Source organism: Thalassobacter sp. HA4-2 (genome assembly GCF_055693705.1).
In genome coordinates, this window is record NZ_JBVFUK010000003.1 from 1 (window position 1) to 21624 (window position 21624).

The 21624-nt window shown below is 59.8% G+C and carries 23 protein-coding genes and 1 pseudogene; 16 read left to right on the forward strand and 8 right to left on the reverse strand.

Going from position 1 to position 21624, the window contains the following annotated elements:
* The 4 genes from ACZ1G0_RS15825 to ACZ1G0_RS15840 form a co-directional block, all read right to left on the reverse strand.
* A partial coding sequence (locus ACZ1G0_RS15825; protein WP_472737907.1) for a protein-disulfide reductase DsbD domain-containing protein occupies positions 1 to 1440 on the reverse strand: 1440 nt, incomplete at its 3' end.
* Between the two features lie 4 nt (positions 1441 to 1444).
* On the reverse strand, positions 1445 to 1858 hold the full coding sequence (locus ACZ1G0_RS15830; protein ID WP_244525676.1) for a rhodanese-like domain-containing protein: 414 nt from the start codon (positions 1856 to 1858) through the stop codon (positions 1445 to 1447).
* A gap of 101 nt (positions 1859 to 1959) precedes the next feature.
* The gene (locus tag ACZ1G0_RS15835; protein ID WP_093454935.1) at positions 1960 to 2742 is read right to left on the reverse strand and encodes a DsbA family protein; all 783 of its coding nucleotides are present in this window, start codon (positions 2740 to 2742) and stop codon (positions 1960 to 1962) included.
* A 13-nt stretch (positions 2743 to 2755) separates the two neighbouring features.
* The gene (locus ACZ1G0_RS15840; protein WP_472737908.1) at positions 2756 to 3154 is read right to left on the reverse strand and encodes a hypothetical protein; all 399 of its coding nucleotides are present in this window, start codon (positions 3152 to 3154) and stop codon (positions 2756 to 2758) included.
* Positions 3155 to 3336: 182 nt separating this feature from the next.
* Between ACZ1G0_RS15840 and ACZ1G0_RS15845 the strand changes: the two genes are divergently transcribed.
* The 4 genes from ACZ1G0_RS15845 to ACZ1G0_RS15860 all read left to right on the forward strand — a co-directional run bounded on the left by ACZ1G0_RS15845 (position 3337) and on the right by ACZ1G0_RS15860 (position 9931).
* Positions 3337 to 5760 (forward strand): efflux RND transporter periplasmic adaptor subunit, encoded by a 2424-nt coding sequence (locus tag ACZ1G0_RS15845; RefSeq protein WP_472737909.1) that lies wholly within the window; start codon positions 3337 to 3339, stop codon positions 5758 to 5760.
* Positions 5757 to 8939, forward strand: a complete 3183-nt coding sequence (locus tag ACZ1G0_RS15850) for an efflux RND transporter permease subunit (protein ID WP_093454932.1) — start codon at positions 5757 to 5759, stop codon at positions 8937 to 8939. The genes ACZ1G0_RS15845 and ACZ1G0_RS15850 overlap by 4 nt, the downstream gene beginning before the upstream one ends.
* A gap of 33 nt (positions 8940 to 8972) precedes the next feature.
* On the forward strand, positions 8973 to 9314 hold the full coding sequence (locus ACZ1G0_RS15855) for a copper-binding protein (RefSeq protein ID WP_013959881.1): 342 nt from the start codon (positions 8973 to 8975) through the stop codon (positions 9312 to 9314).
* Positions 9315 to 9415: 101 nt separating this feature from the next.
* Positions 9416 to 9931: a disulfide bond formation protein B gene (locus ACZ1G0_RS15860; protein ID WP_093454931.1), complete on the forward strand. Its 516-nt coding sequence runs from the start codon at positions 9416 to 9418 to the stop codon at positions 9929 to 9931.
* On the opposite strand, the gene ACZ1G0_RS15865 is transcribed toward ACZ1G0_RS15860, so the two are convergent.
* Positions 9928 to 10569, reverse strand: a complete 642-nt coding sequence (locus tag ACZ1G0_RS15865) for a hypothetical protein (protein ID WP_472737910.1) — start codon at positions 10567 to 10569, stop codon at positions 9928 to 9930. The two genes, ACZ1G0_RS15860 and ACZ1G0_RS15865, sit on opposite strands and share 4 nt — an antisense overlap.
* A gap of 149 nt (positions 10570 to 10718) precedes the next feature.
* On the opposite strand from ACZ1G0_RS15865, the gene ACZ1G0_RS15870 reads away from it, so the two are divergent.
* A complete protein-coding gene (locus tag ACZ1G0_RS15870) occupies positions 10719 to 11465 on the forward strand; it encodes a hypothetical protein (RefSeq protein ID WP_472737911.1) in 747 nt (248 codons plus the stop codon).
* 117 nt (positions 11466 to 11582) lie between these two features.
* Here the strand turns inward: ACZ1G0_RS15870 and ACZ1G0_RS15875 are convergent, their stop codons facing one another.
* The 3 genes from ACZ1G0_RS15875 to ACZ1G0_RS15885 all read right to left on the reverse strand — a co-directional run bounded on the left by ACZ1G0_RS15875 (position 11583) and on the right by ACZ1G0_RS15885 (position 12620).
* Positions 11583 to 11810 carry a hypothetical protein gene (locus ACZ1G0_RS15875; protein ID WP_472737912.1) on the reverse strand — a complete coding sequence of 76 codons (228 nt, stop codon included), beginning with the start codon at positions 11808 to 11810 and terminating at the stop codon, positions 11583 to 11585.
* A gap of 167 nt (positions 11811 to 11977) precedes the next feature.
* Positions 11978 to 12235, reverse strand: coding sequence for a helix-turn-helix domain-containing protein (locus tag ACZ1G0_RS15880; protein ID WP_068241761.1), 258 nt, complete (start codon positions 12233 to 12235; stop codon positions 11978 to 11980).
* 124 nt (positions 12236 to 12359) lie between these two features.
* Positions 12360 to 12620, reverse strand: coding sequence for a hypothetical protein (locus tag ACZ1G0_RS15885; protein WP_472737966.1), 261 nt, complete (start codon positions 12618 to 12620; stop codon positions 12360 to 12362).
* Between the two features lie 203 nt (positions 12621 to 12823).
* On the opposite strand from ACZ1G0_RS15885, the gene ACZ1G0_RS15890 reads away from it, so the two are divergent.
* The 11 genes and pseudogenes from ACZ1G0_RS15890 (at position 12824) to ACZ1G0_RS15940 (ending at position 21621) form a co-directional block, all read left to right on the forward strand.
* On the forward strand, positions 12824 to 13177 hold the full coding sequence (locus ACZ1G0_RS15890) for a hypothetical protein (protein WP_012187165.1): 354 nt from the start codon (positions 12824 to 12826) through the stop codon (positions 13175 to 13177).
* Positions 13178 to 13220: 43 nt separating this feature from the next.
* Entirely contained in the window at positions 13221 to 13835 is a 615-nt protein-coding gene (locus tag ACZ1G0_RS15895; protein WP_472737913.1) for a lytic transglycosylase domain-containing protein, read from the forward strand.
* Positions 13832 to 14125, forward strand: coding sequence for a TrbC/VirB2 family protein (locus tag ACZ1G0_RS15900; protein ID WP_472737914.1), 294 nt, complete (start codon positions 13832 to 13834; stop codon positions 14123 to 14125). The genes ACZ1G0_RS15895 and ACZ1G0_RS15900 overlap by 4 nt, the downstream gene beginning before the upstream one ends.
* Complete coding sequence (locus ACZ1G0_RS15905; protein ID WP_472737915.1) at positions 14118 to 14396, forward strand: VirB3 family type IV secretion system protein; 279 nt, start codon at positions 14118 to 14120, stop codon at positions 14394 to 14396. The genes ACZ1G0_RS15900 and ACZ1G0_RS15905 overlap by 8 nt, the downstream gene beginning before the upstream one ends.
* Before the next feature lie 34 nt (positions 14397 to 14430).
* Positions 14431 to 16761 (forward strand): VirB4 family type IV secretion/conjugal transfer ATPase, encoded by a 2331-nt coding sequence (locus ACZ1G0_RS15910; protein WP_472737967.1) that lies wholly within the window; start codon positions 14431 to 14433, stop codon positions 16759 to 16761.
* Positions 16758 to 16925, forward strand: coding sequence for a hypothetical protein (locus ACZ1G0_RS15915; RefSeq protein ID WP_472737916.1), 168 nt, complete (start codon positions 16758 to 16760; stop codon positions 16923 to 16925). Before ACZ1G0_RS15910 ends, ACZ1G0_RS15915 begins: the two co-directional genes overlap by 4 nt.
* 55 nt (positions 16926 to 16980) lie before the next feature.
* On the forward strand, positions 16981 to 18069 hold the full coding sequence (locus ACZ1G0_RS15920; RefSeq protein ID WP_472737917.1) for a lytic transglycosylase domain-containing protein: 1089 nt from the start codon (positions 16981 to 16983) through the stop codon (positions 18067 to 18069).
* Positions 18069 to 18878, forward strand: coding sequence for a type IV secretion system protein (locus ACZ1G0_RS15925; RefSeq protein WP_472737918.1), 810 nt, complete (start codon positions 18069 to 18071; stop codon positions 18876 to 18878). Before ACZ1G0_RS15920 ends, ACZ1G0_RS15925 begins: the two co-directional genes overlap by 1 nt.
* Before the next feature lie 16 nt (positions 18879 to 18894).
* Positions 18895 to 19548, forward strand: coding sequence for a VirB8 family type IV secretion system protein (locus ACZ1G0_RS15930; RefSeq protein WP_472737919.1), 654 nt, complete (start codon positions 18895 to 18897; stop codon positions 19546 to 19548).
* A gap of 11 nt (positions 19549 to 19559) precedes the next feature.
* Entirely contained in the window at positions 19560 to 20246 is a 687-nt protein-coding gene (locus ACZ1G0_RS15935) for a TrbG/VirB9 family P-type conjugative transfer protein (protein WP_472737920.1), read from the forward strand.
* Positions 20243 to 21621 (forward strand): annotated as a pseudogene (locus ACZ1G0_RS15940) (TraB/TrbI/VirB10 family type IV secretion system protein). Before ACZ1G0_RS15935 ends, ACZ1G0_RS15940 begins: the two are co-directional and overlap by 4 nt.
* The last annotated feature ends 3 nt before the right edge of the window (positions 21622 to 21624 follow it).

Consider the following 21624-nt stretch of genomic DNA (forward strand, 5'->3'; position numbering starts at 1 on the left):
GGGGAGGGCCAGTCCAAGACCGAGCGCCGTGAATATCACTATCACGTCCAGTTGTGTACCCGCGAGCGCAAAGGTGATCGCGGTGCCGAGGAACGGGGCGGAACACGGCGTAGCGAGGATGGCCGCAAGCAGTCCGGTGCCAAAGTCTGAGATGTACCCGGCTCTGGCATTGCTGGCACCCAGGCGGTCTTGAAGGGCCGCGGGCAGGGTTATCTCGAATGCACCGAAGAGATTGGCGGCAAAGACGACGATGACCATGAACATCAGCGTCACGAAGACCGGATTTTGGAATTGTATACCCCAGCCGACGGATACTCCGATCCATTGAAGAAACACTAAGGCAGCCGCAAGCGCCCAGACAAATGTCAGTACCCCCAAGGCTGAAAACAGGAATCCGTTGCGCGTCATCTGCCGGGTTTGACCGGTTGCCTTCAAAACGGATGTGAGCTTGATCGATAAAACGGGTAACACGCAGGGCATGACATTCAGGATCAGACCACCGAGAAAGGCGATGGCGGCCACCGCCACGACCTTCAGCACACTCGTTCGAGGGTTCGCGCTTGAAAACGGTGGGGCAGGGGGATCTGAGGTAAGCGTGATCGGCGCCGTGATTGCACGTGCGGTGTCTGTGATCGTCACCGAAGGCTCTGCATGCTCTTCGGTCCAGGCGTTGATCGGTATTTGTGCCCAGAGTTCCGTTCTATCGCGATCCAACCGGATATCTGGTTTGCCAAAGGTCACAAGGGGTCCGAATTCCGGGAACACGTCGACCTCACCGAACGGTGTGTCGCTCGTTGCCACAACGATGAGAGCCGAGTCGCGCGCATCGAGGGCCGTGACCGATATCCTGATGTCGCTGTTCTCGGGTACCGCGGGAACGCGATCGGCATAAGTAGCAATTTGGCGAGCCGAGTTTGTATCGATCCCGATGCCTTGTGGCAGGGCGAGTGAAAGTTCGAAGTCATGGGGCACACAGACAGTCGAACATGTCAGCAAGGACACGCGGGCACGCAGTTCCAGAGGGTGGCCGTCGTCCTCAAGTCTCGCGCGGATCGGCAAGACAACCTGACCGGAATAGCCGAAGTTTTCGATCCCGAAGGCCTCGAACCGTTCCGGCGCGGGCCAGAGTAGCTCGGCGGATTTCAGGTTGGTCGAACCCGACCAGTTGATCTCCGGTGCCAAGCCAACCTCGCCGGGGGTGCGCCAGTATCCCTTCCAGCCCTCGCCGTACTCCAAGGCCAACCCAAGTGAGACGGAGGCGGCATCCGGCGCAATCCCGTCTTCGGCCGAGATCAGACGCGCCGTGACGGCGGGGTTTGAAAAGCTCTCGGATTCGGCAGCGTTGGCGGCATCGGATAGGAAGATGCCCACGCAACCGATAAGGATGAGCAGAAGCCAAGCCCCGAGGTGAAAAACTCGGACCGTCATTTGGGTGTGCATGCAGTCAACGCAGTACGCCAGGCAGGCTGGCCAAGGCCGCCTCCAGATCCGTCACGGGCAATCCGCGTGCGATCCAGCCTGGCCCCTTCTGTGATCCCAGCATGCCTTCCGAGACATCGATGAAGCCCGTGTAGTCGGCTCGTTTCAAGGCGCTCAAAAGACGGCCGCTGCGCCCCCCGGTGGCGCAGATCAGCGCAATGGGTTTCTCGCCTGAAAAATCGCGTGCGGCGAACAAGCGCTGCTCGAACACGGGTTCGTGCATACTGATCGGCCATGCGGCTTTCGCGACGCCCGTTTCCACCCATTCGGGGCGCGATCGAACATCAATCAGGGAAATCCTGTTCTGCGCCAATGCGTCGGCCGTCTCGGCAGCCGACCAGATCTCGCGCGTGGCGGCCGCAACGACCTGCGGCCCCATGACCCATGTCGATGCAAGCAGGATGAAGCACCGCCTATCCATGTTGCCTCCACAGTCGATTGACGAGAAACGCCAGGACTTCCCGGGGCGAGCCTTGCAGCCTAAGCAGCCTTACAAACATTCTGCCAACCCTCTTCGCGCTCCAACTCGATGATTTCCCGAACCATTTTGTCGCTGATCTGACCTTGGACGACAGTGCGGCCGATCACGAGGGCCGGCGTGCCGACAAAGGCGAACACGCGTGCAAGCGCTGCACTGTCTTCCAGCTCGCGCGTGATCTCGGCACTCTCCATGTCGGTGATCAATTGGCTGCCATCGACGCCAAGATCAGTGGCGAGGCGCGAGAGATATTCTGGCGTTGCCTGGAAAGGGGATTTCATCAGCCGTTCATGAAAGGCGACATAGGCATTTTGCCGTTTCGCCGCCAGAGCTGCCTTGGCCGCAAGATTTGAGCTGTCGCCGAGGAGCGGCAATTCATGCCAAGCCACTGCGATCTTGTCTGGCATCTCGCTCGTCATGTCGGCCAACCGTTTGGTTTGCACGCGGCAAAAGGGGCAATAGTAGTCCGAGAACGACGCCATCGGGACCTGCGTAGGCGTGGGAGTCAGACCACCATAAAGGGCCGAGCAAATATTATCGGAGACGCGCTCCAAGGCTGCGGCTTTCTGCGCCGCCACTTCGGTGCTGTCCGCCGTGCCCAGGCCTACGAAAGGATCGAAGCCGCCTGACGTCTCACCCGCAACGAACTTACGAAATCCTTCTGGTCTATCGAGTGCCTGCAATTCCAGTTTTTCCGGCAACAATGAGGGAACTGTGCGCAGGGCGGCGTACCCTGCGATGATCGCACCGATCGTCAGAAGCGTTGACCGTTTCTTGGAATCCATCTGAAGCCTGATCTCACCGTGTCCCCTTAAGTTCGTAGTGTGAAGCCTTGGAAAAGGTCAACTTTACAAACTGATACAATCTTTCAGCCCCGCTCCAATTGCCGCAACTTCTGAAGAGCGCTATTTCTCGCATATGGTTTGGAACGCGTTCTTTTTCCTGCGATCGGCATGTCTTGCCTGTGTGTGTCTGACGATCACCGTCGTCGGAACGCAGGCAATGCCGTTTGATGGAGAGATCAGCGGCGTGGAGCGCGGCCTGTACATCGCTTCTGTGGGAGAAGTGTCCAACCACATTCACGCGCACCACCCCGAAAACAATGGCGAGCGGCAAACGGACGCTCACGCAGGACACGGCGACGGGTGCCACACCGGTCTTTGCTGTGTCATGGACTACCAGCAACATCTGGATCATCGGTCTGAAGAAACCGCGTTTACGGCGCCAACACGGGCCGCATTCTCCAGGGCTCATGTATCCCGTGAGCCCCTCGTGCCCGATCGCCCGCCCCGACACTCCTGACGTTTCGGTGCCCGCATATGCGGGCTGTTTGACCAATCGATCGCTGCATCCAATGCAGCCGTCAGGAGACGATATTTATGCGTGGAAGATACGCGGCACTTTCAGTTCTTGCCTTGGCAGCTGGCCTTGGCGGTGGGGTTTACGTTGAGCGGTTGTACCTGAATCCAGCGGTGCAAGGCGGATCTGAAGGCCCCGAGATTCTCTATTGGGTTGCGCCCATGGACCCAAATTTCCGTCAACCAGGACCGGGCAAGTCGCCCATGGGGATGGATCTTATTCCAGTCTATGCCGGACAGGAACCATCTGGTGATCCTGCCGAGGTCACACTGAACGCGGCCGAAATCAACGCAATCGGCGTACGCACGGCGGTCGCCCGCATGAGTGAAGTGCAGCCTCGGATCGAGACTGTGGGTTTCGTGGGGTATGACGAACATCTGACCAGTCATGTGCATACGCGGGTAGAAGGTTGGGTCGAAAGGCTTAAGGTCCGAGCGGTCGGAGACCGCGTTGCCGGGGGGCAGGTTCTTTTCGAGCTCTTTTCTCCACTCATCGCAGCCGCGACGGGTGATCTTGTTCGCGCTGTCGAAGATGGTGACCCCCGCATTCTGGATGCGGCGCGCAACAAGCTGATGAGCCACGGTATGTCCGCCCGCCAGGTTGCGGAGATCGAGGCGGGCGGCGAATTGGTTCGCAACATCGAGATCGAAGCACCACAGAACGGCGTGGTCATCGCCCTGAATGCGGCCGATGGCATGTATTTGCAACCTGGAACGCTTGCCTTCTCCGTCGCTGACTTGTCGAAGGTCTGGCTCATTGTAGATGTCTTTGAACGTGATATTGCCCGGCTGTCTGAGGATATGCGGGCCATCGCTCGGTTCGAACACTTGCCAGGGCGCGTGTTTGAAGGCGACATCGACTACATCTATCCTGAACTCGATCCCCAAACACGAACGCTTCCTGTTCGACTGAGGTTTGACAATTCCGATGGCGTGCTCCGCCCCGGAATGTTCGGAAGTGTCAGTCTCAGGCCCAACGAAAGCCGGACGGTCCTGACAGTGCCATCTGAGGCCGTAATACGGACAGGGTCGGCTGAGCGCGTCATCCTGAAAACAGGGGAGGGGACCTTCCGACCGAGATTGGTGACTGCCGGTCTCCGGGACAGTTTCGGAGAAGGAGGGCGGACAGAAATTCTTCAGGGCCTGGGTCCGGGTGAAGAGGTCGTTGCCTCCGCACAGTTCCTGATCGACAGCGAAAGCGCTTTGAGCGCAGGCTTCACGCGCATGGCGCCAACGGATGCCGACCCGGCGCGGGGCAGCGGTGTTCTCGTTGCTCTCGATCCTGAGAATCGGGTGGCAACCGTGCAGCATGATGCCCTGGAAAGCCTTGACTGGCCAGCGATGACATCCGACTTCCCGGTGAGAGCCGATGTTCCCCTGGATCGGCTAAAGGAGGGGGAGGCAGTCGCGTTTCTCGTGGCCCGTGGCGCCGATGGACTCCTGAGCCTCACCGAACTTGCGCCAGATGATGGAATTGCCGGTACCGGCACTGGGATTGCACGCGCGGTGACGTCGGATGGCAAGCTAACGCTGGAGCACGGCCCGATCCCAGAGCTTGGCTGGCCCGCAATGACGATGGACCTGCCGGTGTTGGGGGTTGATCTCGAGACCGTGCCCCTCGATGCGCCGATCGAATTCGATCTCACGGCAGGTGATGGCGGCCTTTTCTCCGTAGTCGCGGTCCGCGCCGAGGGCGCCGATCCCGAAGAGGTGGAAGCGGCTGAAACAAATGCCGCGGCGCCGATCATGGTGTCCGGCACCATCGACGACCTCGATCTGCATTCCGGAACCGCAACGATCACCCACGGGCCCATGGCTGAGATCGGAATGCCAGGCATGACCATGGATTTCCCCATCGATCCGGGCTTGGACATGGCATCGCTGAAAACCGGCGTCCAAATGACCCTCACATTTGCACGGCCGGATGGCTTGAACATGATCTTGTCTGATGTCGAGCTTGAGGCAGCTGCGGCACCGCCCATCGTGGTCTCAGGCACGATCGATAGTGTCGATACAGACGCCTCAAAGGCCACGATCACCCATGGACCGATGACCGATATCGGCATGCCTGGCATGACCATAGCCTTTGATATTGATCCGTCACTCGACGCTGCCGCTTTGATGACAGATGTGGAGATGGTGCTCACTTTCGCGCGCCCGGACGGCATGAACATGGTGCTGGCAGCGGCCGAACCCGTGGCACCGCCCATGCAGGTTTCAGGTCAAATCAACTCCATCGATGCTCAATCACGGACGGCGAACATCACCCATGGGCCGATGACCGATATCGGCATGCCCGGAATGACGATGGATTTTCCCTTGGCTGAGGAGCTCGAGATTTCCCAACTCACAGTGGGAACGGACGTCACGCTCATCCTGCGGCGCAACCCGGATTTCTCGATGACATTGATCGATGTTGTCCGTGACGGGAGGGTTACCCAGTGATCCCGGCGATCATCCGCGCCTCGCTGGCCAATAGGTTTGTTATTCTGGTCCTTGCCGTCATGATGGGTGTCGCAGGCATCTGGGCCATCCGCGAGACACCGGTCGATGCGATACCGGACCTGTCCGATGTGCAGGTGATCGTCCGCACCCCTTATCCGGGGCAGGCGCCGCAAGTGGTCGAAAACCAGATCACCTATCCGCTCGCCACATCGTTGCTGGCGGTACCTGGCGCACAGGATGTACGCGGCTTTTCCTTCTTTGGTGACAGTTTTGTCTATGTCGTTTTCGAAGATGGCACGGACCTGTATTGGGCAAGATCCCGCGTCCTCGAATATCTTGGGCAGATCACCGGGAGCTTGCCGGACGGAGTGTCCCCTCAGCTTGGCCCGGATGCCACCGGGGTCGGGTGGATCTACCAATATGCGTTGATCGACAGAACCGGCACACACGATCTCGCGCAACTGAGAACGCTGCAGGACTGGTTTCTGAAATACGAACTGCAGGCTGTCGACGGTGTGTCTGAAGTGGCAACAATTGGCGGCATGGTCAAACAGTATCAGGTCGTCGTCGATCCGAACAAATTGCGGGCCTACGATATCACGCTGACACAACTCAGGAACGCGATACAAGCGGCCAATCGAGAGACCGGCGGAAGCGTGATCGAGATGGGCGAAGCAGAATTCATGATCCGCTCGTCCGGATACATCGATGAGCTTTCTGATCTATCCAGCGCCCCCCTAATGATCAACGAGCGTGGAGCTGCTCTGACCCTCGGCGACGTTGCTGACATTCGCCTAGGACCGGAATTGCGCCGCGGCGTCGGAGAGTTTGACGGGCAAGGCGATGCCGTTGGCGGCGTGGTCATCATGCGATGGGGTGGCAATGCCCTTGCGACCATCAAAGCGGTGGAGGCCCGCATCGAAGAGTTGCGGCCGAACCTGCCGGAAGGTGTCGAGATTATCACGACCTATGACCGGTCCGGCGTGATCGAACGCGCAATCGACAATCTCAAGAAGAAGCTGACGCAGGAATTCGTTGTCGTCGTCCTCGTCTGTGCGGCCTTTCTGCTGCATCTGCGCTCATCACTGGTGATCCTTCTGTCGTTGCCCCTCGGAATCTTCGCTGCCTTCATTCTGATGAAAGCGCAGGGTGTGAATGCGAACATCATGTCGCTTGGCGGCATAGCGATTGCCATTGGAGCCATGGTCGATGCGTCGATCGTGATGATCGAGGCGATGCACAGGCGGCTGGAGAAGGAGAAGCTTACCGCAGAAAACAGGTGGAGGATCGTGCAGGAATGCGCCTCTGAGGTCGGTCCGGCCCTCTTTTACTCCTTGGCAATCATCACGGTCAGCTTTCTGCCTGTCTTTGTGCTGGAAAATCAGGAGGGCAGGCTTTTTGCCCCGCTGGCCTATACAAAGACCTACGCGATGGCCGCCGCCGCGATCCTATCGATCACACTGGTTCCGGTCTTGATGGGTTACTTTGTCCGGGGCCGGATTTTGCCCGAGCGCAAAAACCCACTGAACCGATTGGTGGTCTTCCTGTATCGTCCCTTTCTCGACGCAGCCATCGCCTGGCCGTGGGCGACAACCTTGCTTGCCGGCGCCCTCGTGGCTTCAATGTGGTATCCGTACCAACGGCTCGGGTCCGAGTTCATGCCCGAGCTGAATGAGGGCGACTTCCTTTACATGCCAAGCTTCTACCCGGGCGTGTCGATCGGTAAGGCGCGCGAGGTCCTGCAGCAGACCAATCGCCTGATCGCTACAATCCCAGAGGTCGAAACTGTGCACGGCAAAGTGGGGCGCGCAGAGACAGCGACCGATCCTGCACCACTCACGATGGTGGAAACCACGATCCAGCTCAAACCAGAAGCTGAGTGGCGCCCTGGCATGACCATGGAAAAAATTCGCGATGAGCTTGATCGGGCTGTGCAGATCCCTGGCGTGACCAATGTCTGGATCCAGCCGATCAAGAACCGGATCGACATGCTTGCCACCGGGATACGAACGCCGGTTGGTGTCAAGATTTCGGGTGCTGATCTGAACGTCATCACAGACATCGGGATCGAAGTGGAACGAGCCGTGTCGGATATCGAGGGAACTGCCTCCGCCTATGCGGAGCGTCCGGTAGGCGGGCGCTTCATAGAAATCGACGTCAAGCGCGACGCCGCAGCGCGATACATGATGAGCGTGCGGGATGTTCAGGATGTGGTGCAAACCGCCATCGGTGGGATGCAGGTATCGGAATCCGTTGAAGGGCTGGAGCGCTTTCCGATTAACCTGCGCTATCCGCAGGCGTGGCGCGACAGCCCCGAACGCCTCGAAAACTTGCCCGTTGTCACCCCATCGGGGGCTCATGTGCCGCTGACCGCCTTGGCCGATGTTCGAATTGTGGATGGTCCGGGCATGATCCGATCAGAGAACGCTCGGCGCACGGGGTTCGTGTTTATCGATATCGCAGGACGAGACCTCGGCGGATATGTCGCCGAGGCGCAGAGGGTCGTGGCCGATCAGGTGCGTCTACCGCCCGGATATTCTCTGACATGGTCCGGGCAGTATGAGTACATCGAGCGGATGCAGGACCGGCTGGCGATCGTCGCCCCCGCCACGCTTATGATCATCACGCTGATGTTGTTCATGGCGTTCAATAGGGTGATCGAAGTTGGCATCATTCTCGCCGCGCTTCCTGTCGCGTTGGCAGGCGGTGTCTGGTTTCTGTGGTATCTCAGCTTCGACATTTCGATCGCCGTCCTTGTCGGCTTCATTGCCCTGGCCGGCGTGGCCGTCGAAACAGCTATCGTCATGCTGCTTTATCTCAATCTCGCCTGGGAAAAGCGACGCAAACTCGGTCAATCCGAAGGCCGCAAGCTGACACAAGACGATATCGAGGAGGCCGTCTTTGAGGGAGCTGTTCTTCGGGTGAGACCCAAAGTCATGACCGTGGCCACCATCTTCGCGGCGCTGATACCGATCATGTATGGCACCGGCACCGGCTCGGAGATCATGCAACGCATCGCTGCACCGATGATCGGCGGTATGGTGACAGCGACCCTGCTGACGCTTTTTGTCATTCCTTCCATATTCGTGATTTGGAAACGGCTCGCGCTGAAACGCGTTAACCGCGAAATCACGTCCCCAATTCAGCAGCCCGTCGATGCAGCACTGCCTGCCGAATAATCGAACGCACAAACCTCAAGAATGGAGCTTCTCATGAAGATACTGACTGCAAGTCTCGCACTTCTGACCCTGTCCGCGACAGGGGCTATCGCACAAATGAACCACAATATGGATCATTCGGACATGCCGATGTCCGCCGAACAAATGGAGGGCGCAGTTCACGCAAAGGCCGTGATCAATTCCATCGGCGACGGCACGGCCAACGTGAGCCATGACCCGATTCCCGAGATCGGCTGGCCTGCAATGACGATGGATATGACGGTTCTGGAAAACGCGCAGATGATGGGCGAGGTGACCGATGGTGACGAGGTGACCCTGATGCTCGTCAAGGGCGAGGATGGCATGTACGCAATCGGGGCCATAATGCCGAACTGATCATGAATGCGCAGTTGCCGAGAAATCGGCAACTGCGGCGCGTATTTGGAGAGGTACACCGAGTTCGACCGCCGAGCTGCGTGTAGGCGAAAGGAAAGTGAATGCGGCTGTCTTCGAAACAACTTGGTTTGATCGCTGCCGGCGGATCGGCCGTTCTTTTGCTGGCTGCCTTCTTGTTTCAGGCAGCGGGCTACGCACCATGCGCGATGTGCATTTGGCAGCGATACCCTCACGCGATCGCCATCGCTATCGGCGTGCTCCTCATGGTTGGTTTGCCCATCTTACTGCTACTGATGGCAGGCGCTGCCGCCGCGTTCGTGACAGCGGGTATCGGGATGTTCCATACCGGCGTCGAACGAGGTTGGTGGGAAGGTCCGACGGCGTGCACCGGCTCTGGTCTTGATATGTCGAACTTGTTAGCTTCGGACCTTTTGCCCTCCGCATCATCCGCTCCATCAACCTTGGTGATGTGTGACGAAGTCGCGTGGGAATTTCTGAGCCTGTCGATGGCGAGTTGGAACGCGCTTTGGAGTTTCGTTCTTGCAGGGCTCTGGATCCTGGCTCTTGCCAAAGCTTGGCGCGCGTCCCGCTCAGATGAGAGCGTGACGGCAGTCTAGCTCAGGAGACGCAGGATGACGGCTGCAGTAGCCGTCAGACACACAGCGGCCGACAAAAAAGCAAGGAGAGCAACCGAAACCGCGCCCATTTTCTTTGGGAAGAGATCAAAGATTGGTCTCAGGATTGCCGACTTTCCGGCTGCCGTAACATAGAGCGGCAGTGCACTTACCAAAGTGGCGTACAGGTAGACTCCGGATATGTTTTCAATGAGTGCTGACCGCGCCAGTGTGGGCGCAACCACTGAAAGAGCCGTCGCCCGACTGCCTCCAAAAGAGCCGAACCAACTGGCGGAAAGCACGTAAATGAAGGCGTGGAGAACGAGAAAAAGAGCGACGCGAGTTATCACATCGAAGAGAATGAATACCGCCGGATCACGGCTATTGGTGTCTTTCGCCTTCAACATCGCAAACAGGAAGAAGCCGACGTAGTTGACGATAAAGATGACCGGTAGGCCATTCGTCAGAACCTGCCTGAGAAATCGTGATAGCGCCGGTCCACCGTCCATCAATGCCGAAGCAAATCCAGGCGCACGCATGACATAAACGAGCAAGACCGGCAGGAGACCGATTAGGCTGAAGACCAAGACGTTCATTACAAAATTCACGCCCGGCATCTTGGTTGAGAAGAACCGTTGCATGTGAGCAGGTTGGCATGTCGGGAGACAACAGTCGACTTTCTCTGCGACCATCATTTATTTACATAAACTTCATTATGCGTCTTTATACTTAGTGTTGCGATAGTATATTATCGTATGTATGCTGAGCCTTGTTCCAGAGAGCCCTCCGCATGCTTCACCTACTTAAGAAACTCCTCCCCTCGGTCGCAGTCGCTTTGACTGTGACAAGTACTTCGATGCCGATGCCCGCCCGCGCGCAGACATATCCGATCGATTGCGCGATCCTCCTTTGCCTGTCTGGTGGCTGGCCTGCTTCCGTGCCGTGCGCCCGAGCCCGCGCCGAATTCATCCGACGAATTACCCCTTGGCCGGTGGAACCTCCGCTTCAAATCTGGCGCTGTCCAATGGGCGCGTCCTACGAGACCCCTCCGGCGTCAAACAGCGCAGACCGCATCTTTGAAGCGTTCTTCCAGAACAACAGCACTGGGCCGCGACAATCCTTTCCAGCGCGCGATACCGCTGACCTTATTGCGGCTGCTTGGCGCACCCCAGAGGCCCCAGATTACCTTGTTTCCGCCGACCAGGCCCTCCGGCTCGTTCAAGATCGCGCGGACATCGATATCAGCGGACCTGAGTTCAACTTCGTGCGGTCCATCCGCGTCTTTGATGTTCGTTATGCGCGGCAGCACGAATCCGGACGTGACGGCGACTGCAATCGTAGCGCCACCGTGGTCCTCGGCACATACGGAACCCAAGGTGACTTCGCTTGGCAGAGGTCTTCTATCAGCGCCCTACCTTCCGCCCATATCGGCCTCGAACGCTGGGGCCAGAATTGCCCCGGTATCTATCATCGATCCGTGTTCGTCGATTGGCGCGACTACGAGGGCAACTACGGCTTTGAGCAGGTGAACTACTGACCTGCCACCGTATTGGCTTGCCACGGAGCTCGGCTTTTTTGACTTGTACGAGGCACCGCGTACCCGTCGCGGTCCACAAGCAAATTGGCATTTCGGCATTCAGTGCGGGTTCTCACCTCACCCGCCCTCGTCTCTTCCGATCTGCGTGAGCGCGTCGAAGTCAATTTCCTGCTTCTGTTCCGCAGTGAGATCCGGCCGGATATCCGACACCGGCTGGGGCCCGTGGACGTCCCACATCACCGCATGCCCGCCTGTACTCCAGCGATACACCCAACCAACAACACTGCACCCATCGGTCCCGATCAGATTGGCGATCGCGACGCCCTCACCTTTTTCATCGTTCACTGTTTACTGACTTCCTGCACTGAGGCTCTGATTTTGCAGCGTGACGAGTTGCGGTGCTCGCCTGCACCGCATGCCGCGCTTGGGGGATGTTGGCTAACCGCTCTTTCTTGAGGAGCTCACTTCACTTGGGGACGCACAAAGCCGAGCGTCCCAAAATTACATTGCTTTCAAATCTTGTGGTCGGGCTCCGTGGCGGCTTCGACGATCGACAGGACTTCATTTTTGTCAAAGCCAATGACCCTCGCAAGAACTGTAAATTCCACGACGTCGATACGACGCTCCCCGCTTTCGAGACGTGCCACAAACGACTGGTGGCGTTTGAGCTTCGCCGCCAACTGTTGCTGGCTGAGACCCGCATTCTGACGTGCATCAACCAACGCACGGACGAGCGCCAACTGGCCATTTGTTCTGATTGTTTTCGCCACGCGTCACATACCTTTTGTGACGTCGCTAGCGGATGAAATCTGTTATCTAAAAAGTAGATATTTGAGGGTGTTATCGGCGTCTTGCTTCCGTTGGGTGCAATCCTGATGCACACCCAATCGCCCATCAGTCCCCCACCAGTTCCAGAAACCGACTATAGTCTTGACTGACTTCGCGGGCTTCTTCGAAGGCGCGCGCACGCTCCTGCTCGAGGCAGCGAAAGTAGTCCTGAATGTCCGCGATGTAGACCTCGAAGTCCCGACGGATGATGTCGGCGTAGTCTCGGGCGGCCTGCGAATCGCTTGGGACGAAAGGCCGGACGGGGGCGAGGCATGACCCGGCGTCGCTTGCGACCGGAACGAGCATCAGCAAGGCCACAGCCTGCATCTTCACCCATCGGCTCAACCGCAGGTTTCTGAAACCCCTATTTTCCTTGATAGACGCCAATGGCCGGGCCTAGAGTTTGAGTAACCGAGATACAGCCGTATCTGCCGCATTATATCTTGCGGTTAATAATATACTATCGTAACTCTGGGCTTCAAGTGGGAATGCCCGGGTGTTGCGCGTTTGAAGAAAGCGTGAGCCGGGCCATGAACTGGGACATCGAAGCACCAAATGTGGTTACGGAAGCACGTTTCCGCGAGCTCGTGGAAAGTGGCTATAGCGCTGAAATCCTGTGCCAGGAGTCGGCACACAAGAAGGGCCCGAGTTATTACGGGGTCTGGATCATGCGCGTCGTCTCTGACGAAGGCGTGGAAAAGCTGCTGGTCACTGCCCGTACCCGGACGACCTATAACGACATCAAGATCCGCGAGTTCAAGACCATCACAGGCGTGGTGTCCTTCCTCATCGGGATCGGTTTCTCCCATGCCGATGTGCCGCTCGAGGAAGGTCAGCGGACAACGCACAAGCTGGCTGCGACCGACAAGGGCGGCAGCAAGTAGCCTTCTCCTTTTCTGGTTCCTGACGGGTCCCGTCACTGCGCAGATGGTACTGGTCATGGAGAGCGATGGCTCTCTGACCCCGTCTCGCTCCCAGGACAGCTTTGCCCGCAACTACAATGCCGGCATCGGACAGGGGTCCGCTTCAGATGAGCTGGCGATCCTCGGCGAGACTGACCTTGGGCCAGACGAAGTGCAGATGGCATCCCTAGCGCGGCCTGCTCCCCTGCCCCGCGCCGATGTTCTGGCGGCCATCGAGGCCACCGCGCTTCGCTACGCCGGGCATCCCGGGCTTCGGCGCACGGATCTCTCGGTTCGTGATTGGCTGACTCTCTACCGTGCCAATATCGAGGTCGAGAGCGCCTACCGGCAGGATGCGATCTCGGGCGCTGGTGCCATTGGCCTTGGTCAATTGATGCCCGCGACAGCGCGGGATCTGGGCGTCGACCCGCGCGATCCCCTTCAAAACCTCGACGGCTCCGCCCGCTACCTCGCGATGATGCTGGAAACGTTCGGCGATCCGCGTCTTGCGCTCGCAGCCTACAACGCCGGACCGGATGCAGTGCGCCAGTATGGCGGCATTCCCCCCTACAGAGAAACCCAGAACCACGTGGCCCGTGTCATGGCCGTCGTGGCCCGATTGGAAGGATCAAATTCATGAAGCACATATCTCACCTGTTTGTTGCGTCGCTCGCGCTCTTCCTGCTCGTTGCTGAACCGGCCCTCGCCCAAAGCATCGATCTCTCGCCGATCCAGAGCCTTTTGCAGGGCATCGTGGATGCGCTGACCGGCCCGCTTGGCGTTGTGATCGCGACGCTCGCCGTTCTGGGCGTTTTCTTGAGCTGGTTCTTCAATATCATCGATCTGCGCCAGGCCCTCTGGGTGCTAGTCGGCATCGCCGGTGTCGCCGCCGCGCCCACCATCGTTGCCGCGGTCTTTGCCGGTGGCTGAGCGCTCGCCCCTCTTTCTGGGTCTCGTGCGACCGCCCAAGCTTTTGGGCCTGCCCATCATGTATGCGATGGTCTGGCTGTTTGGCTCGGTGCTGCTCTTCGTCTGGATCCAGCACATCGTAGTGCTGGGCGTGGCCGCCCTGCTCTACCCATTGCTTTGGAAGGCCGCGGACTGGGACCCGCGCTTCATCGACGTGATGATGACGGCGCTGCAGGAAACCCCACCGACGCGCAACCGCTCCATTCACGGCGGGGACAGCTATGCGCCCTAATACAGCCTTGGATGAAACCCTCGATCCCCGGACCATGACGCCGGACTGGTATGCACGCGAGACCCGCCTCGCGCATATGCTTCCTTACGTCAGCCTGGTCGATGACCGCACCGTGCGGACGCGGGTGAACGAACTTTTCCAGTGCATCCGGCTCGACGGGGTCAACAGTTACACGACAGATGATGCCTATCTCGACAAGGTGACCGCGCTCTTTGCCCGGATCATTGCGCAACTGGGGCCGGAGTTCAGCTACTACGTCCACAAGGTCTCAAAGGCGATCACGCCGGACCTTGAGCTTGTGCGCGAGGACAGTTTTGCAGGAGAAGTCGACCGGCTCTGGCGTGCGAAACTTGAAAACAGCGGGTTGCGCGACAAAACCCTGACGCTCACGGTCATTCACCGCCCGTCCCCGAAAAGCGTCCTGCCCTTCCTGAATCGCAGCGCCCCTGATCGCTTCAAGGAAGCAACCGAGAAGCGCTTGCGTCGTCTGGGCGAGGCCGTGAGTGTGTTCGTGTCAGGCCTGATGGAGCTGAACCCGCGCGTGCTTACAGCCGAAAGTGGCGAACTCATCGGCCTTCTGGGCGCGCTCAACACCGGCCAGGAGTTGCCGCTTTACCCGACCAATACCTACGGCTTCCTGTCCTTCAACGTCGCCAACACCCGTGTGACGTTTCAAGGGGATCACTTCGAGCTCTCCGAGGGCGTCGTGGGACATCGCTATGGCAAGAGCTTTACCATCGGGGAATATTCCGAGGCCACCTCTTGCACCATGTTCGATATGCTGAACCTGCCCGTCGATATGATCGTCACGCATTCCTTCACGCCGATCAATTCGAACCTCATGGCGGGTCGCATCAAGCGGCAAAAGCGCCAGATGCAGGCCAGCCAGGACGCGGCCCTCTCACTCATGGAAGCGCTCGACGTTGCCGCCGATGATCTCGAGGCCAAACGCCAGAGCTTCGGCGAGCACCACATGGTCGTGACGCTCTTCTGCGACACGCTCGAAGAGCTGCAAACGCTCAGCGCCGAGATCGTCAACGCCGCTGCCGCCGAAGGCGTGAAGATGATCGGCGAGCGGGTCGCGGCCAAGGCGCATTACCTCAGCCAGCATCCCGGCAACCAGCCCAAACGTGTCCGCGCCAGTGCAATCACCAACCGCAACTTCGCGGATTTTGCGGCATTCCACCGGACCCAGTTGGGCAAACCCGCCGAGAAAACACCCTGGGGCAAGGTCATCACCTATCTGCCCACGCCCGAGCAGAGCGCCTACCGGTTTTCCTATCACGAGCAAGGCAGCCCCGACAAAGAACCGACAAGCGGGCATACCCTGATCATGGGTCGGCCCGGATCGGGTAAATCAGTCCTCTCAGCCTTTCTCATGACGCAGGCCCGTCGAGCAGGGGCGCGGATCTTCGTCTTCGATTACCGTCTCGGTATGGAGATGGCGGTCCGCGCCAATGACGGGCGCTATGCGTCTTTGAAAGCCGGGCAGCCTACAGGCCTCAATCCTCTTTGGACGGAAACTGATGCGCGTGGCACGGCGTGGCTCTCGGACTGGCTCGCCACGCTTCTATATCGCGCCGACAAACCGCTCACGCCTGCGCAGACCAACCGCATCCAGGAAGTCGTCCGCCAGAACGCGCAGGCCACAAACCCCGCTCTGCGGAACTGGCGGGATTTCGCATCGCTGTTCGTGTCCACTGACGATGGCGGCGATCTGCACCAGCGCCTTCTCGAATGGACCGAAGAGGGCCGCTATGGCTGGATTTTCGGGCAGACGCTCGAAGATACGTTCTCGCTCGAAGGCGACGTGGTGGGTTTCGATCTCACCGGGATTCTCGACAGCGAGGCGGAAAAGGAACGCATGGCCGTCCTCTCCTATCTCTTCCGCCGGGTCGAGCGCGAGATCGAAGACCGCCGCCCCACCATCATCGTGATCGACGAGGCCTGGAAGGCGCTCGACAACGCTTATTTCGCCGAGCGGTTGTCGAACTGGCTCGTGACCGCGCGCAAGCAGAACACCGTCGCGGTGATGATGACGCAATATGCCAGCCAGCTCGAGCGTACTCGGACCGGCAAGACCATCGTCGAGGCCGTGCCGACGCAGATCCTCCTCCCGAACATCCGTGCCCATGCGTCCGATTACGCGATGCTCAATCTCTATGAGAAGGAACTCGACGTGCTTCTCAACACCGGCAGCGACAGCCGCCTTGCGCTCATCCGCGATGATCAGGGCTCCATTGTCGTTGATGCCGATCTGAGCGCGCTCGGACCCAATCTCACTATCCTCGGCGGAATGGAGAAAGGCGAGGCGCTCGTCGGTGCCGACTACCGCGACCGCCCAGATTTTTGGAGGCTTTCATGATCCGCATTTTGTTGCTTCTCGCCGCACTCGGCGCTTTGGCCTCCTGCGCCCAGTACCAGGAACCGCAGGCCAATTGCTTTACCTTCCTCGCCTCGACGGCCCCTGTCGCGCCGGATTGCACTTTCACGCCCCTCGGCGCGCCGGAGGGTGACGTTGAGGTCTAAGCTGCCCCATATCTTGGCCCTTTGCCTGCTGCCCGGTCTCGCCTTGTCCCAAGGTGTGCCGACAAATGACAGCGGGTTGACCGCGCGTGATATCGTCGAGACCGGCGACCGCGAGGCAGACCTCGCCGTTCAAGCGGACAAGCTTTCCGTGCGTGAACTCATCGCCGAGATCGAACGGGAGCAATTGGCCACCCTGCAGCGCATCCTCGATGCCCAGACAAGTTTTGGCGGACAGGGCCTGCCGGCGATGGTCTCAGGGCTTGAGAGCGGGAGCGGGGATCCCGACCGTTCCGTTGAAGCTGTCTACGGAAGTGGCGAAATCGATCCCAATCCCGGCGGCGCACAGATGTTCGGGGATGCGGCGGAAAACATAGAGCAGCTCATCATCCGCGTCGCCCAGGAGACCAGCGGGTTTGCGGGCGTGGGGCGCGCGGGCCTCTCCCCGGTTCAATGGCGGGCCTTGCTGCAAGCGCTCATCTGGCAGGAAAGCCGGTTCACCATCGGCGCACGCTCGCCGGTCGGGGCCTTTGGCCTTACCCAGATTATGCCGGGCACCGCCAGCGATCTTGGCATCAACCCGGAATACTACGACAGCCCCTACCTGCAGGTGCATGGCGGCGCGCGCTATCTCGCCACCCAACTCAACACCTTCGATGGGAATATCATCAACGCGCTCGCGGCCTATAACGCCGGACCCGGCCGTGTCTTCGAATATGGGGGCGTACCGCCCTTCGCCGAGACCCAGCACTACGTCCAGGTCATCCCCGAACGTTACAATCTCTACCTAAGCCGCATCGGAGGGATCGAAGCGCTTGGGACGATCGACCCCACGCTTCTGGCCAATGCAAACCTCTCCCTCACGGGTCATGGGGCGGCCTTTTATGGCAACAACTCACCCGCTGCGATCAGGCAGGCCGCCCTGCGCATTGCGGATATCGTCGAGCGGATTTCCACGACCGAAGATGTGCAGGAGAGCATCGCGCTCAACACCTATGCCCGCGCCGAACTCGTGCGTCTCGTCGCCGCGCGTATTCGTCTTCAAGCGGCGCGGACCCGCGTGCTTTCGGCCGAGGAATTGGCACAGGCCAGCGCCCGCATGGCCGAGGGCGCGTTCATGGAATTCACGATCAGGGAGATAGACTGATGAGAGATTTACTCGTGAGGACGGCCTTGGCCACAACGCTTGGGGCTTGCCTGCATCTCGGCGCCCTCTCCCCTGCCGCAGCGCAGGGCGTACCCGTGGTCGACACCCAGAACATCGCGCAAAACATCCAGCAGCTCCGGCAGATGATCGAAGACGAGATCCTGCAAAACGAGCAGCTGACGCAGCTCCGCGAACAGCTTGCGACACTCACGGACCAACTCGCGGAGCTGCAACGGACATATGAAGCTCTTACCCGTCTCGCCGAACTGCCGGAAATCATCCGCACCGAGATGGAGGATGAGCTGAACGGCCTGCTCGACCAGGAGTTCGGAGACATCCTCGCCACCATCGAAGCCATCAAGACGGGTGACTTCTCTGGCCTCTCTGGCTCCGGTGCCGGCGAGATCGAAACCCAGATGGACCGGGTGCTGGCTGATCTCGGCTTTGACGACGATACGCTTTCGGAAATGGCCACCAGCGGCAATCCCGGCGCGAACCGCGTGGCGACGCAAGCCACAACCGGTGCGCTCGTCTCGGCGGCGGCTCAGAACAGCTATGAGGATGCAGGCCAATCTCTTGAACGGGTCGACCGTCTTGTCGGGCTCATCGACGACATGGATGAACTCAAGGAAAGCATCGATCTCAACACGCGCGTGACAGCGGAGCTCGCCATTGCGCTGGTCGCCATGTGGCAGCTCGAAGCGGTGCAGACCGTGGGCGACGGCACGGGCGGCGTGATCGATGCCGCGACGATCGCCGAAGAACAGCGCTTCATGGATTTCACCCTGCCGGACCTGCAGGCAGACTGATTCAGGGGTGTGACGCGTGGCGAGTGAAAAGGAAATTATCGAAGAAGAGCTGGTCTATGGCGCGCTGCGCCGCGAACGGCTTTGGCAGCGCCTTGGGCTGATCGGGCTCATTTTCGGCATCCTCGGATGCCTGAGCGCCGCGGCCGTTGCCATCCTTGATGTCGATCCGCCGCCTGTGGTCGTGCCTTACGATCCCGAGACAGGTTTTGCCCTGCCCGAGGCCTCGGTGGGCGCGACGTCGGTGACTGCCAACCAGGCCATTATTGAGGCGGAGGTCTTCCGTTACGTGACCGACCGCGAGGTCTATAACCAGCTCGACAACGATCTGCGCATCCGCAGCGTTCTGCGCCGCTCGGACGGCGCTGCCGAGGGCGGGTTGCGCCAAATCTGGAACAGCGCCAACGAGAACTACCCGCCCACGGTCTATGGCCCGAATGCCCGGCTCGATGTGGAAATCCTCAGTATCAATCGCATCGGCACCAACCGCGCCACAGTCCGCCTGCGCAAGCGCCTGACATCCATCAACGGGGTCCAGACGGGCCTCTTCACCGCCACGCTTCTTTTCGAGTTCCGCCCCGAGACCCGCCGCTCCATCGACGAGGTCTGGACCAACCCCTTCGGCTTCACCGTGCTCGAATATTCCATCCGCTCCGACAGATTGGAGAACTGACGTTGTTGCTTATGAGATCGCTTGTTTTTGTCATTGCTCTGTTGCCCGGCCTCGCCTTCGCGGAAGCCATCCCGCGCGGCGGTCCCAATGACAACCGCGTGCGGCTGGCCACCTACCAGGAAGGTCAGGTCTACCGCCTCAGCGTGTCGCTCACCCATGTGACCACGGTCGAGTTCGGCGAGGGAGAAAGCATCCGCTCAATCATCGCAGGGGACACGGAGGGCTTCGAGATTGACGGTGTACCCGGTGGCCAAGCCTTCGCGATCAAGCCCGTCGCGCGCGGCGTCCATACCAACGTGACCGTCTATACCAACCGCCGCAGCTACTACTTCAACGTCCAGGAGGTCCGCAGCCCGACCTTCTACGTGGTCCAGTTCCGTTACCCCGAAGACAATACGCGGCCCACGCGTGCCATCGCGGCCCAAGCGCCGAACTACAACTACGGAGCCAGCGCGCGCACCGAGTTCACCCCGACCCGCGTCTGGGATGACGGGACCTTCACGTATTTCGAATTCCCGCGGAACGCACCGGTGCCCGCGATCTTTCGCTACGCCAATGGCCGCGAACGGACGGTCAACACACAAGCCACCGAGGACGGAGTGATCCGGGTTTCCGGGGTGAACAGGCAATGGGTGCTGCGGATCGGTGACGAGGTGGTCTGTATTGAGGCCACACCGCCTGCGGGGGTGGGATCATGAGCGACACCGGAAACGCGGACCTCGAGAAACGTCTCGCCGCCCTCGAGCAAGGCAAAGGCGCGAGCTCACCCCCTGCCCCACGGCGCTCGCCGCTGCTCGCGCTGGTCGTCGTCCTCGCGGTCGGGGCGGGTGGTTCACTGCTCTATCTGATGTCCCAACCCGAGGAAGAAGAAGCCCTGCCTACGGCCACGCCGGACGTGTTCCAAAATGAAGGCGACGGGTTTGGCGCCATCGAAACCCTCCCCCACCAGAGCCCGAAGTCGTTCTGGTCGCACCGGAACCGGTGGAACCGAATGCCGAGCTTTTGACGCAACTCGCCGCCCTTCAGGCCCAGATCGAGGAATTGCGCAACGCGCCCGAACCGGTGGTCGAGGAAGACACGGCTGCCGCCGAAGCCATCGATGCGCTGACCGCGCAGATCGCGGCCCTGCAAGCCGCCTCGGAAACCGCGCAGCAGCAGTTTCGCGATGAGCTCACGGCGCGCGATCGCGAACTGGAGCAACTCCGCATGGACCTGGAACTCGCACAGCTTGAGGCCAACCGCCCCCTTCCCGCACCCATCGGGCCCACCGAGGACGAATTGCGCGCGCGGGAGGAAGAACGGCTCCGCCGCGAGGAGGAAGCACGACGTTTGGCGGAACTCGAACGCCGCGCAGCCGAGGAGCGCGCGTTTCAAGAGCGCCGCATCAGCTCGCCCACCATCGCCTTTGGTGGCACCTCGGGCGCAAATGAGACGGCTCTGACCGAACGGACTTTTGGGGATGTGACGGATTTTGTGCTGAACGGCGCGCTGCCTACGTCAGTGACACAGGCTGACGTCATTGCCAATCCGTCCAACACCATCATTCAGGGTACGATGATCCAGGCCGTCATGGAAACCGCCCTCGACAGCTCCCTGCCCGGCCAGACCCGTGCTGTTGTCTCGGAAGATGTCTACAGCTTCGATGGCTCACGCCTTCTAATCCCGCGTGGTTCCCGCCTGATCGGGCGGTATCGCTCTGGCGTCGATATCGCGCAGCGCCGGGTGACGATCGCTTGGGATCGGATCATCCTTCCCGACAACCAGACGATCCAGATCAGCTCCTTCGGGGGTGACGAATTGGGCCGCTCCGGCGTGACCGGCTTCGTCGACACACGATTTGATGAGCGTTTCGGCTCTGCGGCGCTGATTTCTCTGATCTCCGCCGCACCAAGTGCGGCCGCTGCAAATGTTCAAGACGAAACCGCCGCGGACGTGCTGGAAGACGTGGGCGATGATCTTGCCGATGCCACGGACTCTGTGATTGGCGACTACCTCTCCATCGGTCCCGTCATTTATGTCGACCAAGGCGCCCGCGTCACCGTTATGGTCGACCGCGATCTGGAGATCTTCTAAGCC